This window comes from Bacillus sp. FJAT-29937 (assembly GCF_001509555.1).
GTDB lineage: Bacteria > Bacillota > Bacilli > Bacillales > Cytobacillaceae > Cytobacillus.
Genome location: NZ_LMAS01000005.1, coordinates 231,225 through 249,102 on the forward strand (window position 1 = coordinate 231,225; position 17,878 = coordinate 249,102).

A 17,878-nucleotide genomic window follows, 5' to 3' on the forward strand; every position below is an offset into this window, starting at 1 on the left:
TTAGTTTAGCATAGAAAAATAATCAGAAGCTCTGCTTATTTTGTGGAAAAAGATTTTAGCGGGTAACAAACTTCGGAATTTTCCGTCCAATATGATGGAGGGATGGAAATGACTAGGAAATTACCGCTGTTATTCCTGCTTATGGGTACGATTCTACTGGGCTGTTCTAAAGGAGTTACATTAGAAGAGAAGCCGCCAAATGCATTATTAAAAATTAATAATGAGACGTATGAAACGACATTAGGCACTTATTGCTGGAATGGGGAAGGTGTAAGTACTTGTGTTGATACGGCTGGGCCAGTGGAACTTTTAGAAGGCAAGCAGCCAATTAAGGTAAAGCCTGGTGAAAATATTACATTCGTGATGGATTATAATCCAAAGCCAAACGAATTCTATGTGCTCCAGATCCATGATAACGAAGAACATGCAATTGAGGTTAAAGATAATAGTTTTTCAGCACCTGCACAAAAAGGAGTTTATTACTATTCGTATGGAGTTTGGTGGATGGACGAAAAGGTTGAGCATTTATCACATGGAGATGCTTTTTATGCATTTGCTTTAGAAGTAGATTGAAGGTACGGTGAATATCAGGAAAAGGGCGAAAAGCAACGGGGAAAATCGTTGCTTTTTCTCGTTTTTTAATAAAAGTTTTTATTTCTGTGAACCAAATGATCATAATTCCCCTCTAATATATGGAAAAACAAAAGGAGGGACATAGCTTGAATGCCGAAACATTAGTCATACGTGCACAACAAGGCAACAAGGAAGCATTTGTACAATTAATTAAAGAGATGGAACATTCACTTTATAAAATTTCTAGAGCTATACTTTTATCCGATTCGGAATGCTTGGATGCTGTTCAAGAGACCATTTTGATTGCTTACACTACTTTACATCAAATACGCGAACCAAAATTTTTTAAGACGTGGATCACTAGAATTCTTATTAATGAATGTAATAATATCCGGAAAAGACAAACAAAAATTGTGAAGATGGATGGAATGTTGGAGCCTTCTATCACGGAACAGCGTGATGCTATTATTGATTTGCAAACAGCTATTCATTCATTAGAACCTGACCTTAGAACTGTTATAACCCTGTATTATTACGAAGATTTATCCATAAAGGAAATTGGTACTATTTTAGACATAGCAAGTGGAACAGTAAAGTCTCGTTTAAATAGGGCAAGGACTAAATTATTTAACCTATTGCACGTGAATAAAATTGAGGGGAGAATGCTTCATGAATAGAAAAATAGAGGAGCAGCTTCATGCTTGGGGAAAAGAAGAGGAAAAGGTTCCTGCATTTTTTTCAAAAGGGATTGATGAGGCACTAAATAATCTGCCTTCTTTACATAATCCTACGGTGCAACCGAAGCAAAGAAGGAATAGGATGACCGTGAAAGCAATTGCCGTCTCTGCTGCCGTACTCACATTTGGTGTAATTGGTTCTGGATTCGTCTCTCCAACAATGGCAAAGGTATTAAGTGAAGTTCCGATTGTAGGCTCAATCTTTGCCGATTCATCCGATTCTTCTTTGCAAAAAGTGGATGAAAAGGGGCTTGCTACTAAATTAAATGAGACCATTACTGACAACGGAGTATCCCTTACAATTACTGAGGCTTACTTCGGAGGCGGGCGCTTAGCCATTGGCTATAAAATCGATACTGACAAGGTTAAATTAGAGTCATTTGAAAAGTATCAAGGAATACCTTTATCCTTCAAAGCCTTGTTGGATGGTGAAAGATTCACCTATATGTCCGACTTTGAACAAAGTGTAAAGGATGGAGCGGCATTTGGAATCATTGATATGGGTGTCGGTATAGAATCTGAACTATCAGAGGAGCCAACTCTTCAATTAAACGTAACCGAAATAAGCGGAATTAAAGGCTCTTGGAATTTTACTGTTCCGGTTAGTAATAAGGAGACTTTGGCTGCAACTGCATCCTTTAATCCAATGGTATCAACTACATGGGACAAAGCAACTTTTGTTGTAGAAAAGGCTGAATTTACGCCAGCTGGATCACAAATCATTATTGATCGAACACTTCCAAAAGATGATAAAGATAATTATTCTTTTGCCATTTATGATGAAAACGGCACTTCTCTCGGTTTTGCAGGAGGTTCTGGCAGTTCCATTATTGACAAAGGAAATGGCTTTGTTAACTTTAAAGACACGCTTTTACTCCCTGGGCGTGAAATTGCTCCAAAGGGATTAAATATCGAAGTATTTAATAATCATGGGAAAATGTACGATCCTTCCAATACTGAAATGGTGAAAATACCTTTAGCTGAAACAACATTCCCATATACCATTACTTTTCCTAATGATAGTAAGTTAATGATCACAAACTATGAGCAACTAGCAGATAAAACGATTATCTATTATGATATTGAAGGAAATCTCGGCTTACAAAATGCCTTTATGGTGCTTGAAGATAAAAATGGAGAAACAATAGTTGGTGATATGAATACAGAACGAACAAGTACGGACCAATTATTCTTTAAAAGGGTGTTTGACAAAACGACAGGTCCTATTTCTTTAATCACTGAAGTAGTCAAAACACCTTATATAGATAGCAAGATGATTAAAGTTAATTTGGAAAATGAATAATTGTAAAGTGGAGCCTCAATTAGTATTATATTGGGCTTCTTTTTATAGAATTATTATAGTAGAAAAATCACCCTATTTAGGCAGAAACTTAAAAGGAAAATATAGTATAATTAAAAAGGTGCATTTTAGGTAAATTTTGTTAAGGGGGCGTTCATTATGACAATTAAGAAATATTTGAACATAAATCACTATAGGGGGATAACGCCTAATTAAAAAATTGCTTAGGGTTTCCTCTAAATTTGGAAGGGGAAAAGTAATGAAAACAAGTAAAGTGAAAATTGTAGAATTAAATACGGAAAACTGGTATGAATGCTGCAAATTAGAGGTATTTAAAGAACAAATTGAATATATTGAACCAAATTCAGTTTCGATAGCCCAGTCGAAGTTTGAACCTACTTTAAAACCATATGCCATTTATTTAGATGAAAAAGTAGTGGGGTTTCTCATGTATAACTCTATTCAAGAAGAACTCGATGGTTATTGGATATACAGAATTATGGTAGACAAAGATTCCCAAGGCAAGGGGATTGCGAAAGCTGCAACTGAGTTAATGATTTCAGAGATGGCAAAATTGCCAAATGCGAAAAAAATAGTTGTAGGATATCATCCAGATAATATTGGTGCACATCGATTGTATGCAAGTTTGGGATTTGTGGATCATGGTGATCGGTTCGGTAAAGAAATGGCTGTTATTAAATATGTAAATGAATAAGCAATGGAACAGTCAGTTTGTAGATTTTCCTTTTTAAAAATAATATGTTTAAATGAATGGAGATTTTCCAATGCAAACAATTAAAAATGTCTATTGTGTAGGAAGAAATTATGCTCTGCATGCAAAAGAATTGAATAATGAAATTCCTAAATTTCCTTTTCTATTTGGAAAAACTACACATGCTGTAGCTTACGCCAATGGTCAGGAAATCGTGCTGCCAGCAAACCGTGGCTCCATTCATTTTGAAGTGGAATTAGTCATTCGAATCGGCAAACCCTACGAAAAAGGGGCAACAGTCGATGACCTTGTAGATCGCATGGCCGTCGGGATTGACTTTACTTTACGTGATGTCCAAAGCGAATTAAAGAAAAAAGGACATCCATGGCTATTAGCAAAGAGCTTCCCTAACTCTGCTATATTAAGTGAATTTATTAAATTCCCGGGTGTGAATGAATGTAAAAGGACAGAGTTTTCTTTAGTGAAGAATGGAGAAACGGTTCAGATCGGTAATATTAAGGATATGATATTTGATATGCAAGAACTAATTGACTATACCGCCTTAAATTTTGGCCTTGATAAAGGCGATATTCTTTTTACCGGCACTCCTGAAGGGGTTGGACCTATATCGAATGGAGATCAACTTGAACTGCTATGGGGGGAACAAGTTCTTGGCAATTGTTCCATAAAGCTGAGTTAGGAAAATTGCTATAAGAAATTTTTTAAAAACCCGTTGCTATTTTTTGTAATCTATAATAATATGTATAAAAAATCCATTTAAGCACTGATAAGGACATGAGCTACTTTTACGGTTTCCAGAGAGGGAAGGCTTGCTGAAATCTTCCTAACACAAGAAAGTATCTTACCGCCTTTGAGCTGTATTGGGGAAACTAAGTATCCAATGCCGTCTATGCAACGTTACTGCACCAGAGCCATAAGTGTTTTTTCTTATGGGAAATTGGGTGGAACCACGGGTATAACGCACTCGTCCCTTGCTATAGGGATGGGTGCGTTTTTTATTTTACAAAAAAATAGTTATTGCGATGAGAAGGACATGAATTTTTTTACGGCTTTCAGAGAGGGAAGGATAGCTGCGAACTTCCTGGCTTAGGAAAATAATTTACCGCCTACGAGCTATATCAGGGAACTTAAGTATCTGATATCGTCCATGCTGCGTTAAAGCACCAGAGCCATAAGTGTTTTTTCTTATGGGAAATTGGGTGGAACCACGGGTATATAACGCACTCGTCCCTTGCATAGGGATGAGTGCGTTTTTTTATTTTAAAAAAAGGAGAGTATTCAAAATGAGTATTAAAGTTCAATTTCAAGATGGACAAATAAAGGAATTTTCAAAGGGCATCACAGTGGGAGAGGTTGCCGAGTTCATTAGTAAAAGTTTGAGAAAAAATGCGGTTGCTGGGAGGGTAGACGAGCAGCTGGTGGATTTAAGCTACAAGTTAGAACAGGATGCTGAATTATCCGTTTTAACTATCGATTCAGAAGAAGGATTGCAAATATTAAGGCATTCCTTAGCACATGTGCTGGCTCAAGCCGTTCAAAGAATCTACGGAAATGTAAAATTAGGGATTGGACCTGTGATTGAAGATGGATTTTACTACGATATGAAGTTAGAACAAAGCTTGACTTCAGAAGATTTACTGGGCATTGAAAAAGAGATGGAAAAAATCATCAACGAAAATTTAGAAATTAAACGCATGGAGGTTTCCTATGAAGAGGCTGAACAGTTATTTAAGGAAAAAGAGGAGCCATTTAAGTTAGAAATATTAAAGGACCTCCCAAAAGGGGAAAAGATCTCTTTATACCAGCAAGGAGAGTTTATTGATTTATGCAGAGGGCCTCATCTTCCATCTACTGGTTTTATAAAGGCATTTAAATTAACTCGCGTATCAGGCGCTTATTGGCGAGGGGCCAGCCAAAACGAAGTTCTTCAGCGGGTTTATGGGGTAGCTTTTAAAAAGCAAAAGGACTTGAACGAGTATTTGCATTTCTTAGAAGAAGCGGCAAAGCGTGATCATCGTAAACTAGGAAAACAATTGGAGCTGTTCATGTTTTCAGAGGAAGCGCCAGGAATGCCTTTCTACTTGCCAAAAGGGCAGATCATTAGAAATGAATTGGAGAACTTTTCTCGTGAGCTTCAAAGCAAGGCATATTATGATGAGGTTCGTACTCCTTTTATGATGAATCAGCAGCTTTGGGAGAAGTCGGGTCATTGGGATCATTATCATGAGAATATGTATTTTTCCGAAGTTGATGAAACTAAGTTTGCAATGAAGCCGATGAACTGTCCGGGGCATATGCTCATTTTTAAAAACAGTCTCTACTCGTATCGAGATTTGCCGATTCGATTGGCGGAGTTTGGGCAAGTTCATCGTCATGAGTATAGCGGGGCTTTAAATGGGATGCTTCGGGTGCGCACTTTCTGTCAGGATGATGCCCATATCTTTGTTCGTGAGGATCAGATTGAAAGTGAGATTAAGGAAGTTATTCATCTAGTGGATGAAATGTATAGAACTTTTGGATTCGAATATTCCGTAGAACTTTCGACTCGCCCTGAAAATTCAATGGGTGATGACAGCCTTTGGGAAATTTCTGAAGGGGCACTGAAAAATGTACTTGAGGATTTAGGCATCCACTATCATTTAAACGAAGGCGATGGTGCCTTTTATGGCCCAAAAATTGATTTTCACATAAAAGATGCCTTAAAACGAAGCCATCAATGTGCAACAATTCAGCTTGATTTTCAAATGCCGGAGAAATTTGATTTGAGTTATATTAATGAAAAAAATGAAAAGGTTCGTCCAGTTGTGATTCATCGTGCTATTTATGGCTCCATCGATCGGTTCTTTGGGATATTAATTGAACATTTTGCGGGCGCTTTCCCAGTTTGGCTTGCACCGACACAAGTTCAAATTATTCCTGTTTCACATGTTCATTTAGACTATTGTTTAAAAATCCAGGCGGAACTGCGGAACTTAGGAGTTAGAGTGGAGATTAATAATCGTGATGAAAAGCTTGGGTACAAAATAAGGGAAGCCCAGATGCAAAAGGTACCGTATATGCTGGTGCTGGGGGATCAGGAAGCTAACAATGCTGATGTAAATGTTAGGAGATATGGGGAACAGCAATCCGAAAGTGTACCATTTGCGGATTTTAAAGAGAAAATTGTAAAGCAAATAAAAGAGCGCAGTTTATAATAGTGGAACATATTGATTACCTTGGCGAAATAAGGCCGTTCTTTTAGCCTTATTTCGCTATCAGTTTTTGAAAAAGCATATGGTAAAATTTATTGGGGATATTGAAGGTTTTGATGGCGTGTTTTAGCAGAAGAACCTCGCAAACGCAAAGTATGAACGATTCATAGTGCGTATTTTAGCAGAAGTATCCCGAAAACGCAAAGTATGAACGATTCATCGTGCGTGTTTTAGCAGAAGAATCCCGAAAACGCAAAGTATGAACGATTCATAGTGCGTGTTTTAGCAGAAGAATCCCAAAAACGCAAAGTATGAACGATTCATAGTGCGTATTTTAGCAGAAGAATCCCAAAAACGCTAACTATGAACCCATCAAAGTGTGCATTTTGGCTAGAGAATATCCTAAACGCTAACTTGTAAAAGGAGCACACAAAAAAACAATGAGGAAATAAACTATGACCTTAACAAACTATAAAATAGAAGAGCTAAGAGCTGGCATTAATCATGTGTTGAGCAATAAATTGGATTGGGCAGTGAATGAAATTACCTTTTTTGCCAGCGGGGTTGTAAACGCAGTTTTTCTTGTGGAAGAAAGAAATCTCGGAAGACTTGCTGTCAGAATTCCATGGAGATCAGAAGAAAATATGATGGACAAAAATATGAGCGGAGTTAATTTGTTTATTTCATTTATTCCTGACTCTAGAAAAAGAGAACACTATCTCAAGCGTGTTTATGTACTTAGCCAAGAAATAAAATAAGGGGCAAAAAAAGGCCCCCTTATTTAACTAATATTTATTATCTTGCAGCCCAAGCCTCAATCTCCACCTTGATTTCTGGCCGTGCTAAAGCTGAAACATACGCCAATGTTGTAGCAGGAGGGGATTGATTATGAAATTCGCTCCATTTTTCCAAAAAGATTTCTCTATTAATATTTTCAGTGAACCAAAAATTCACTTTGAAAACATTGTTTACGTCTACACCTTCACTTTTTAAAATGGATTTAATATTTTCTAAAGCATTGGCAAACTGCGTTTCTATATCAGTTGGAAGGATCCCGTCCTTTTCATTTCCGAGTTGACCAGATAACACAATTATTTCAGCATCCCTCGGCACAACGGTTACATGATGATATTGGGCGATGGGGGGAGCAACATTATTAGGATTTGATTTGATTATGTTCAAAATGGATTCTCCTTTAATTTTGAAAAGTTATTGCTTTTTTTGAAAAAATGAATTTCCTATTGAGTCACTACAGCGAATCCCATCCATCCAATAAGTAAAATATTTGGGGAAATCAACAATGCTGATAGCCACCTGAAGTTTCTTTTTAGGGATAAGGCTGCTCCAAGGTAAAAGAATGGAAATATCAAACCCCACCATTCAAAACGTGGTGTTGCTGCTAAGTAAAGTGATAATGGTGTTATCAGCAGGCAGGAAATCACAAGCAATATTGGCTTCTTTAAGCGTAAACCAATAATTGATAATACGATTGAAGCAATCATAAAAGGCCAAAAGAATAATCCCATAGAAGTCCTCCTTAAATCTTTCTCATTAGAACCTGAATATTCGTTTTTAACTCTCCAAAGTATCATTTCGCAAAAAGTGGCTAGGTTCCCCAACACTGTATAACTGCAAATAATGCATAGCTCTTGTGCAGGCCGTATAAAACAATCGGCGCAAACTTTCATCCCCGTATACTTGCGCCGAAGCATCATAAATGATAACAGCATCAAATTCGATGCCTTTGGCTAAATACGCCGGTATGACAACAACGCCTTGTTCATATTCAATCGAGCCGCTTTTCACGAGCTTGATTTCTTCGATGCTGCTCAGAGCATCATATGCGGCTGTGCTTTCTTCAGCGGATTTGCATATAATCGCGATCGTATGATACCGCTGCGCCCGCAAATCTGCAACTTTGGAAGCGATGTAGCGGTGCAGTTCAGCATGATTGGACACTTGAGTCAGTACAGGCTTCTCACCGTCACGATCAAAAGCAGTAATTCGTTCGCCTCCGGGCACCAGTCTGCGGGTAAATTCAACGATTGGTTTTGTGGATCTGTAACTTAGGGACAAGTTAATTGCTTCCGTTTCATCTGGTCCATATAAGCCAGTAAGCGTATCGAAATCGACCATTTCACTGGCATGGGCGAAGATTGCTTGGTTAAAATCACCGAGCACAGTCATCCTTGCCGCAGGAAATAAACGTTTCAAAAACTCAAATTGGAACGGAGAATAGTCTTGCGCTTCGTCGACAAGTACGTGTTTGATAGAGTTATTCGTCTGAAAGCCTTGAATGAGCTCCTTCAAAAGTAAAAACGGAGTAGCATCTTCGTAAAACAGTTTGCCTTTATCTAACATATTCACGGTAGATAAGCAAATTTCCTCCCAATCATCAGGTGTTTTGCCCTCAATCCACATATTAATCCGAGCTGGATCAGTGAAAAGCTGCTTATATATTCCTGTTATATTGATAAATTGAAGCGATCGAATCCATTTGCGAATCCGCTTCAACTTCTTGCGAACAATCATACGCCCAAGTAATTCCTGCTCTCTATCATAATCATCAAAAGAGTTTTCACTAAACCCGTGCTTTTTTTGTAAGTGTGAATAGGCCTTTTGGTAATCTTCTTTGCTAAGTAACTCAATTTCATCCTGTACCCATTGCTTTGTCATTTCGAGCTTTTCCGTTTCATCTATTTGCTCTAATAGCCACTCTGTCAATTTTCCAATTCTGTTATGAAAGCGAAGAGAGGTGCTGCTGCCATAAAATCTTTCTAAGATTTGTTTGGAGGAGATGAGCGGCTTTCCTCTAAATTTAATCCCTTTGAAGACCATTCCAGATAACTCCAGCGACTGTCTGAATGTTTTGATGGTCTCAAAAAAACGGGTAGACGCCTTAAATCGAATACTCGAGGTCCTGATTCGATATGAAGGATCATCCGCCGCAGTCAACACATATTCTAATTGCTCGTAAGGACCCTCCACTTGAAAATCGTTGCCCAGCCGATGGTCCAAATACTCCTGAAACGTAACCTGCTGCATATTTTCTTCACCAAGCTCTGGCAACACTCTGGAAACGTAATGGTTAAACATTGCATTTGGCGAAAATAAAATGATTTGATCAGCTTTAAGCCACTCTCGATACTTGTAGAGCAAGTATGCGATTCGCTGCAGGGCGGCTGATGTCTTCCCACTGCCAGCGGCCCCTTGAACAATGAGCAGCCGCCCATGGTCGTGTCTGATAATTCGATTTTGCTCTTGTTGAATAGTGGCTACGATACTGTGCATATGTTTGTCAGTGCTTTTGCCGAGTACCTGCTGCAAAATCTCGTCTCCAATAGTAAGGCTAGTATCGAACATCGATTCGATAACACCATTCCGAATGATATATTGCCACTTTTGATCCAGGACGCCGCGGATTACTCCTCCTGGTGTGTCGTATTCAGCCGGACCTGGCGGGTAATCGTAGTAAACACTTGAAACGGGTGCCCTCCAGTCGTATATTAGAAAGTTCTCACCGCTTGTATCAGTAAGTGTTGTGATGCCGATATAAATTTTTTCTGCTGTTGAAGTTCCTTCTTCAGTTATGTTGATCCGGCCGAAATAAGGGACACCCTCCATACGGCGAAGGACAGACAGCCGATTGTAGGCATGTCTGTGGGTACTTTGGTTTACTGCCAAGTCTTGTGCCTGTTGTCTTAAGCCAATAATCGTCTCAAGATAATCGTCAAATGTATCTATATTTACTTTGACATCATCCCAAAAGTGCTTCCGAATATTGACTACCTCTTTTCGGCGCCGGCCAGTTTCATCTTCCAGCTTGCCGATTTGGTCCGTGATTGTTTCGATTACGTTATCTAATCGTTCCTGCTCCTGACGTAGTTCATTGTTCATTCCAAGCACTCCTTTAGAAAAATGGAATTAGAGTTGACAAACAGGGGAGTATGTTGTAAAATTATAATTGGGATAGTGTGATTGCGCACTTTCCTTTTTTGCGTTTCTAAACTAATTTATCACAGTTTTTCAATTTTATCAATGTCTATTGAACAATTGTTATGATGGTTCTTCAAATTTATAATCAAGATTTATGACTTTAATAATCTATTAAAAAATGAATACGTGTAAAAAATAACCAGTTGAGCAAATAGCTTAGCTGGTTATTTTTTTGAAAGCCTTAAATAAAGGTATTAAGGAGCAATTCTTTCTTCCTAAAAGACGAAAATAATTATCGGAATATTGGGAATTAGTCCTCTTATTTCCAAGTGAACTTCCAACTATACTAAATTTACTAGTATTAATCAATATAAATAGGAGGTTTGAAAAAATGAGAAATAGTAAAATGCCAAAAGTTTTAGCATCGGTTTTAGCTGCTTCACTTGCTTTCGGTTCTGTTGGGTATGCTGCACCAGCTGGAGGAGAAAACGGAAAATCCACGTATTCTCAAGATCAAAAAATTGTGGCAAGAGTGGATGCGGAGCGTGCTATTGAACACATCAAATACTTATCAAAAGAAATTGGTACAAGACCAGGAGGACTGGAAGCTGAGAAAAAATCAGCTGACTACATCGCAAAAACGTTAAAAAGCTATGGATATGATGTAGAATATCAATATTTTCCAGTTGCGGACCAATACATAGCCAATGTCGGATTTTCTGATGGTACGTCATGGGAAATGGCTGCGGCACCAAATGGAGCTCTTAGTGATACAGCTGTCAAAGCTGAAGTTGTATATGTTGAAGGCGGAACAAGTGCCAATGATTTTTCCGATGTTAGGGGGAAAGTCGTATTGATGGCAAGAGCAACTTCTACTGCTGATTACCGTGCACAAGTAGACAATGCGGTTAAAGCTGGCGCTGCTGGTGTTATTCTTCAGAGTTTAGTAGGAAGCCGAGGAAATTACGGTCAGACGTTTAACCCAAGTTTGACAACTAAATATAATGTGCCAGTATTTGGGGCTGCATTTATCCAAGGGGAATGGCTGAAGGAACAAATCGCAAAAGAGCCAGTTGAGATTAGTTTAACGGCTACACATTATACAAATCTCCAATCAGTAAATGTTATTGCGACAAAAGAAGCGAAGTCAAAGGATAAGGATGTGAAAGAGGTCATTCTCGGTGCGCATCATGACAGCGTTGTTGGAGCGCCAGGTGCAAATGACAATGCGTCAGGCGTTGGCTTGATGCTTGAACTTGCTCGCGTTTATAAAGGGTATAATACGGATAAAACATTGAAATTTATTGCCTTTGGTTCAGAGGAAAGAGGCTTGCTAGGTTCAAGATATTATGTAAATCAATTAACACAGGAGCAAAGGGACCAAATTGAAGCTGTTTTTGTCCCTGATATGGTGGCAACCAATTATGATAAAGCAAGTAATCTTTATGCCATGACTCCTGATGGAAGCACGAATATCGTTACAGATTCTACCGGTCAAGCAGGTGCTAGATTAGGAAATTCAGATATTCTCCCAGGTACGTTCGGATCTAGTGACCATGTGCCGTTCCACCAAGCTGGTATTCCTGCAGCCCTGTTCATCTGGATGGGCATTGATAGCTGGGATCCGCTAGTCTACCATATCGAAAAGGTATACCACACACCTCAAGATACGATTGAGGATAATATCTCTGCAGAGAGAATGCAGTCTGCCTTAGACATTATTGGATCAGGACTTTTCGATGTTGTGAGGAAGAAAACGCCTGGAAATAATTAATAGAAATAAGAGAGAAGTGTGTTCAGCACTTCTCTCTTTTCATTGGGCTCTCCAAAAATAGGAGAAAACCAATCCTATTTTCTTCGGGTCCATTCCGATGGCAATAGCCTTTCTATCATTCTACTGATTTGAATGCTTTTCTGAAGGGATATTACTTTGGAGCTCATTAATAAATTTATAAGTTAATGGAGCTTTTTCTTTTAACTCAGCCTTCGTTTCTGGACCAGCATAAAAATAAGCAAAGGATTCAGCGAAATATTCTTCCTTGTATTCAAAATAGGCAGTATCAAGAAAATCTTTTTTCTCTAAAGCATGAATATTAGTAAACTCATCGGAGTAGCTAATATTATCAAATACATAACGATCAATAGCATGAGCTACTTCATGAAGCTCGAGGTTTTCAGAACTATGCATTTTTTTATAGCTATAGCCAATTCGTGCAACAACCGTCTGCCCTCCCGCTCCCGGAACATCATCCCAAGTATATGGAGTATGTTCCCACCCTCTAGGTACGGCTCCCTTTAAATGTTCGTATTCAGGCAATTCAGTAAGAGGGAAATTAATTAATTTAACGTGAACTCCTTGCCTATGCATTACATTCAAAATATTTGTGGGAATGCTCCAAAGTCGGTCAACCATCTTTAAGGTTTCTTCCTGATCAAAATCACCCTTTGTTTCAACCGTCACCACCCTCTCAAGAACATTGTTCATTTTAATTGATTGAGTAGTTCCGGATTCACCTAATGCAGAAGTAGAAAAAGTGAATGTTAAAGTGGTTGCTAATAAAACAATAGAAAAGGCCCTTTTCCCGTTCAAAAAAATATTCTTCATATTACTCCTCCTAAAATTAGTAGTTATAAGTTAGATATTCTGCGAATTCAATAGTTTCCCTTTTTTATTGTTAATTTCAGGAAGAAGAGCCTAAGAAATTGTTCTTTTTTGTAAAATGGCAGGAGGACAGTCCCGAAAATGCGGATCTACGATGGATTTTATTGTTTGCTTCTTTTGTTTCGATAAATAATCCACCACTGTCTTGAGATCAGCAAATAAGTTCAAATGTTCACAAAATGTTCAAATAGTTAAGTTTTAAATCATGTAAATAGGTGTAACATATAAGTATAGAATATTCAGACTAAATATAAAATAAAGGGTGCATTGATCATGCGAAAAACAATGAAAGAGCTTATTGAAGAAAACAAACAAGAATTATTAAATGACAAAAAGGCTATAGAGAAAATTGAGAAACGAATTGAAGCAAGACATGAATTAAAAAGGCTGGCATAGGTCAATAAAGCCATTAATGTTACTTATAGAAAAAATATGAACATCTGCTTGATCGTCTTCTTCTAGCTGAAGGATACTAGTAACGCTGACGAACTTAATCATTCCTTAAGCAAACAGATTGCTTATAATTTAGGTTAAAGCGGTCAGAATTCTCCATATTTCAATAGGGAGAATTCTGACCGCTTTCTTTTGTAGAATCTACGGACTATATGTTTAATGATAGACCTTAAATTTATTTATGGTACATGGCGTTTATTATATACTATATGTATGGAAAAATAGATCATATTTAAGACATGCTAGAACGTGCGTCTATAACGGCAATTCCCACATTAGTATAGTCAGTAAATATCGAAGGAAAGTGTTAACAAAAGAAAATGAGAAGTACTTAAAAGACCTTTTCCGAGAAATTGCAAAGGAAAAGGAATTTGAAGTAGTCATGATAGAAGTGGGTGAAAAAGATCATATTCATGTATTTGCATCGGCCCATCTAAAAGTCGCCTCTTCTTATATTGTTAAAATGCTGAAAGGCATTTCGGTCAGAAAGCTTTTTTGAGGTTCCCTGAAATCAAACAAAAACTATGGAAAGGACGATAATGGAACAGCAGTTTCTATATTGAAACCGTTGATTCAATCTCAGAAGAAATAATTAAGAAGTATATCCAAAAACCAGAAGAAAGGAGACAGAACATGACGAAACGCACTTATAAATTCAAACTAGTACCAACAGCCGAGCAACAAAAGAAAATAATTGAAACACTATCGTTGTGTCGTTGGCTTTATAATACTTGTTTGGAACAGCGTATTTACGAGTATAAGACACACAAAAAGTCGATTTCGTTCTACGCGCAGAAGAAAGAATTACCTATTTTAAAGAAGGAGTTGCCGATTTTTAAAACCGTTCATTCACAAGTACTACAGGATGTATTGGAGCGCTTAGATAAAGCTTATCAAGCATTCTTCAAGCGATTAAGTAAAGGTGAAAAAGCAGGATTTCCTCGCTTTCAAGGAAAGAATCGCTTCCATTCGTTCACTTACAGCCAAAGCGGATTCAAACTGAATGGGAAATTTCTTTCGCTATCCAAAATTGGTGATTTACGTATCAAATGCCATCGGCAAATACAAGGGAAAATCAAAACGTGTACAATTGTTCATAAAAACAGTCGATTCTATGTTTGTTTTGCTTGCGAAATGACAGAAGCGGTCAGTGAACTGAAAACGAATCAATCGGTTGGTGTTGATCTTGGTGTCACTCATTTAGCTATTACGTCAGACGGACAGTTTTTCGATAACCCAAAACATTTACAAAAAGCAGAAAGGCGTTTAAAACAGCTCCAACGTGCGGTATCTAAGAAGAAAAAGGGCTCAAACAGACGACAAAAAGCAGTCCGTTTACTTGCCAAATGGCATGAACATATCGCCAACAAAAGACGAGATACTGCCCATAAGGTATCCCGTCAATTAGTGAGCAACTATGACTTAATAGTGTTTGAAGATTTAAACATTCAGGATATGGTCAAAAATCGTCATTTATCAAAAAGCATTACTGATAGTGCATGGCGGAAATTGATACAGTTTACTCAATACAAAGCTGAAAACGCTGGTAAAGAAGTGGTTTGTGTCAATCCGTACAATACAAGTCAAATTTGTTCGAGTTGCAGGCATATCGTAAAGAAAACATTGGCCGAAAGACTGCATAAGTGTTTATGTGGTTACGAAATTCATCGTGATGTGAATGCAGCAAAGAATATTTTACAACTTGGTTTACAACAGAAACAAACAACCTAACCAAAACAACAGGTGTGGAACATGCCTTCGGGGAGAGCGCAAGGATGCTTGGCTCAATGAAACGAGAAACATCGAAAGATGTATCTGCTTATCAGATGCTCGTCATTTGAATGACGAGAGGTTCACGAATACACTAATCAGCTTAGGAGTTGGACTTTTAATATGAATAAGAAGGATATAGCAAACATACGTAAACAATTCAAGCTTGATAATGATTTATTGAAAATCGCAGATATCTTCAATGTTTATATAAGGAAGGAAAGCAGTGAAATTTATCATGAAGAAAGTCATCCATTTCCGATGTTAGACCAGGAACAGCAAGAGTTATTCATGACTAACTTTAAGAAAGTACTTACAGGTCAAATGGATGTGAAGTTATTTGAGGTAAAGTTCAAACGAGAAGCAGAAAATCATAGCCAATTCATTCTCCATGATGGGCTGCAGTCTGATGATGTAGAAGATTGGAAGGAACAAATGCTTCTATTGGTTGAGAAAATGTTTAAAGATGTTCAATATGAACAGGACATGGTTGTGACTTTTATTCGGGGGCAATATTTTAAGCCAACGAAAAGGAGTAATGAAGAAGCAGAAGTTAGCGGTAGGGATGAGGTGTATAATCATCCTTTTATCCTGTGCAGCATTAATCAAACGATACAGCCAAAAAGATCTTTGTTGTTTGATTATATTGAAAAGGAATTTAAGTCTAGTGTTGTCGTTGATTCCATCATTAATCTTACATCTCCTGTTGCAGGTTTTTTATATCCTAGCTTTACTGAGAATTCATCAGATGTAAACCGCGTTCTCTACTCATCCGGGAAACCAAATCAGCCCGATTATCATTTTATCGAAGAAGTATTGAATGGCGAAGAGATTATGACTGCTCAAGATGATAAAGCCGTATTCGAGGAAATCGTCAAAGAAGTCGTTGGAGAACAGGTTGATGCAACAACCCTTTCCAATGTATATGAAGAAATCAATCGAATCATGGTTGAAGAAGAAGAGGAAGACACTCCTAAATTGGATTACAAGGATGTAGAACGTGTATTAAAGGTAAGTGGTGTAGAGGATGTTAATACTGAAAAGGTTGAAATGGCGTTCCAGAAAATCATTGATGATCAAACATACGAACTGAAAGCAAGCAGTGTTGTACCGAATTATAATACGAAATCTATTAAAATTAACACGAAGGTAGCAAATATCTCTATTAGTCCACAGGATTTAAAATATGTTAGACAGGTTAATTTTAACGGCAAGCGCTGTTTACTGATAGAAGTGGACGAAGATACGATGGTTGAAGGATTTACGCTAATTCCCGAAACATTTTTGGGATAGAACTAGAAAGTGAGTAAATCAAGCTCACAATAATTATAAGAAACAGGAGAGCCCAATGAGACTCTCCTGTTTCCTTATTCATATCGAACTTTAGACAATCCGATTGTAAAAAACACCGCAGCAAAGGCAAGCAAGATGAAAATGGGTGTCAGGATATCTCCAACAGCTGCGCCCCCAACGTTTAATTCGGTAAATCCTTTGATCGCCCAAGATTGGGGAACGAATTGGGCCATTGTCTGCATGATTCCTGGTGTAATGCTTGTTGGCCAATAAACACCGCCAAGCATGCAGGTAGAAACAATGATGAGCGTGCCAATTGCGTTTTGCTGCTCGGCTGTTTTGGCAAAGGCGGCAATCGCGAGACCTAATCCGACTACAGCTAATAGCAATGAAGAGATCAGAACAAACAACCCAACAGGATCTCCCCACTTTACATCAAAAATGACTGAGGACATGACGATCAATAAGAAGAATTGAATCCAGCCAACCGCGAAAAATGATAGGAAGTACCCAAACATCACTTGAAATTTAGAAGTTGGAGTGGAAAACAATCTTGACCAAATGCCCATATTTCTTGCTTCAATGAGAGCCCCAGTGGCCGACAGCATCATCATCATCACAAACATGATAGAAAATCCCGCAGAGCTGTAGGACATTCTGTTCAGAACATTCCCATTTGAGCCGTCACCATTCATAACTTTTGTTAACGCAAGCTGTTTTTCTTGGCCGTTTGCAAGTCTATTGTAGATGGCATCCCAATCCTCCCCGTTAAATTGGCTTACCGTTTTTGCTGCCGAGACTTGCATACCCATCGTTCGTACAGCCCCATTCATTATTTGCTTCACAACAGGTGCAGTTGTGCTGCTAGGCAAATGTTGAAAGGTAATCTCAGGCTTTTCCTGTTGAAAAAGCTGAGTGGCTAATCCTTTTTTTATGGTAAAAACTCCTTGAATCTCTTGTTGCACTAGCAAATTCTTTGCCTCTGCAGCTTCGACATCATGAAACGTAACAAGCTCACTCGATTTCAGCTGTGTAATGAGCCCAGTTGATAATTCTGTTTGATCTTTATCGACAATGCCTATATGGATCGTTTGGTCCGAGCTTCCACCGAAAAGGCTCCCGAATAGGAAGGTAAACAGAAGTGGCATGGCGAACATTAGCAGATATGCAGACGGCTTTTTGAATGTACGTTTAAGTTCAAACTGGCAAATTGCCCATATTTTCATCATT

The 17,878-nt window shown here is 38.1% G+C and carries 17 protein-coding genes and 2 other annotated features; of the genes, 12 read left to right on the forward strand and 5 right to left on the reverse strand.

The features are described from left to right. Positions 1-108 precede the first annotated feature (108 nt). The 7 genes from AR328_RS13170 to AR328_RS13205 all read left to right on the forward strand — a co-directional run bounded on the left by AR328_RS13170 (position 109) and on the right by AR328_RS13205 (position 7,292). Complete coding sequence (locus AR328_RS13170) at positions 109-573, forward strand: hypothetical protein (RefSeq protein ID WP_197414463.1); 465 nt, start codon at positions 109-111, stop codon at positions 571-573. Positions 574-719: 146 nt separating this feature from the next. Then, complete coding sequence (locus AR328_RS13175) at positions 720-1,250, forward strand: RNA polymerase sigma factor (RefSeq protein ID WP_066295590.1); 531 nt, start codon at positions 720-722, stop codon at positions 1,248-1,250. Continuing rightward, positions 1,243-2,613 (forward strand): DUF4179 domain-containing protein, encoded by a 1,371-nt coding sequence (locus AR328_RS13180; protein ID WP_066295592.1) that lies wholly within the window; start codon positions 1,243-1,245, stop codon positions 2,611-2,613. Before AR328_RS13175 ends, AR328_RS13180 begins: the two co-directional genes overlap by 8 nt. A 256-nt stretch (positions 2,614-2,869) precedes the next feature. Further along, a complete protein-coding gene (locus AR328_RS13185) occupies positions 2,870-3,325 on the forward strand; it encodes a GNAT family N-acetyltransferase (RefSeq protein ID WP_066295594.1) in 456 nt (151 codons plus the stop codon). Between the two features lie 70 nt (positions 3,326-3,395). After that, positions 3,396-4,022 carry a fumarylacetoacetate hydrolase family protein gene (locus tag AR328_RS13190; RefSeq protein WP_066295595.1) on the forward strand — a complete coding sequence of 209 codons (627 nt, stop codon included), beginning with the start codon at positions 3,396-3,398 and terminating at the stop codon, positions 4,020-4,022. A gap of 75 nt (positions 4,023-4,097) precedes the next feature. Then, positions 4,098-4,318: a binding site (T-box leader), on the forward strand. A gap of 38 nt (positions 4,319-4,356) precedes the next feature. Further along, positions 4,357-4,578, forward strand: a binding site (T-box leader). Between the two features lie 48 nt (positions 4,579-4,626). Further along, entirely contained in the window at positions 4,627-6,537 is a 1,911-nt protein-coding gene (gene thrS, locus AR328_RS13200) for a threonine--tRNA ligase (protein ID WP_066295600.1), read from the forward strand. A 452-nt stretch (positions 6,538-6,989) separates the two neighbouring features. Continuing rightward, positions 6,990-7,292 (forward strand): hypothetical protein, encoded by a 303-nt coding sequence (locus AR328_RS13205; protein ID WP_066295602.1) that lies wholly within the window; start codon positions 6,990-6,992, stop codon positions 7,290-7,292. 37 nt (positions 7,293-7,329) lie between these two features. On the opposite strand, the gene AR328_RS13210 is transcribed toward AR328_RS13205, so the two are convergent. The 3 genes from AR328_RS13210 to helD are packed head-to-tail and all read right to left on the reverse strand — an operon-like array spanning position 7,330 to position 10,431. Further along, complete coding sequence (locus AR328_RS13210; protein ID WP_066295603.1) at positions 7,330-7,716, reverse strand: RidA family protein; 387 nt, start codon at positions 7,714-7,716, stop codon at positions 7,330-7,332. 56 nt (positions 7,717-7,772) lie between these two features. Beyond that, positions 7,773-8,060 carry a hypothetical protein gene (locus AR328_RS13215; RefSeq protein WP_066295607.1) on the reverse strand — a complete coding sequence of 96 codons (288 nt, stop codon included), beginning with the start codon at positions 8,058-8,060 and terminating at the stop codon, positions 7,773-7,775. Positions 8,061-8,106: 46 nt separating this feature from the next. Then, complete coding sequence (helD, locus tag AR328_RS13220; RefSeq protein WP_066295610.1) at positions 8,107-10,431, reverse strand: RNA polymerase recycling motor HelD; 2,325 nt, start codon at positions 10,429-10,431, stop codon at positions 8,107-8,109. 430 nt (positions 10,432-10,861) lie between these two features. Here helD and AR328_RS13225 point away from each other — a divergent pair, with 430 nt between their 5' ends. Then, positions 10,862-12,244: a M28 family metallopeptidase gene (locus AR328_RS13225; protein ID WP_066295614.1), complete on the forward strand. Its 1,383-nt coding sequence runs from the start codon at positions 10,862-10,864 to the stop codon at positions 12,242-12,244. A gap of 120 nt (positions 12,245-12,364) precedes the next feature. On the opposite strand, the gene AR328_RS13230 is transcribed toward AR328_RS13225, so the two are convergent. Next, on the reverse strand, positions 12,365-13,075 hold the full coding sequence (locus AR328_RS13230) for an anthrax toxin lethal factor-related metalloendopeptidase (RefSeq protein ID WP_082677229.1): 711 nt from the start codon (positions 13,073-13,075) through the stop codon (positions 12,365-12,367). 330 nt (positions 13,076-13,405) lie between these two features. On the opposite strand from AR328_RS13230, the gene AR328_RS22265 reads away from it, so the two are divergent. From AR328_RS22265 to AR328_RS13245, 4 genes are all read left to right on the forward strand, one after another. Continuing rightward, positions 13,406-13,528 carry an FbpB family small basic protein gene (locus AR328_RS22265; protein WP_082677230.1) on the forward strand — a complete coding sequence of 41 codons (123 nt, stop codon included), beginning with the start codon at positions 13,406-13,408 and terminating at the stop codon, positions 13,526-13,528. 238 nt (positions 13,529-13,766) lie between these two features. Next, the gene (gene tnpA / locus AR328_RS22270) at positions 13,767-14,084 is read left to right on the forward strand and encodes an IS200/IS605 family transposase (protein ID WP_197414464.1); all 318 of its coding nucleotides are present in this window, start codon (positions 13,767-13,769) and stop codon (positions 14,082-14,084) included. A gap of 134 nt (positions 14,085-14,218) precedes the next feature. After that, entirely contained in the window at positions 14,219-15,316 is a 1,098-nt protein-coding gene (locus AR328_RS22840) for an RNA-guided endonuclease InsQ/TnpB family protein (RefSeq protein ID WP_066295622.1), read from the forward strand. 162 nt (positions 15,317-15,478) lie between these two features. Next, on the forward strand, positions 15,479-16,648 hold the full coding sequence (locus AR328_RS13245) for a DUF4317 domain-containing protein (RefSeq protein ID WP_066295623.1): 1,170 nt from the start codon (positions 15,479-15,481) through the stop codon (positions 16,646-16,648). 74 nt (positions 16,649-16,722) lie between these two features. Here the strand turns inward: AR328_RS13245 and AR328_RS13250 are convergent, their stop codons facing one another. After that, positions 16,723-17,877 (reverse strand): ABC transporter permease, encoded by a 1,155-nt coding sequence (locus AR328_RS13250; RefSeq protein ID WP_066295624.1) that lies wholly within the window; start codon positions 17,875-17,877, stop codon positions 16,723-16,725. Position 17,878 lies beyond the last annotated feature (1 nt).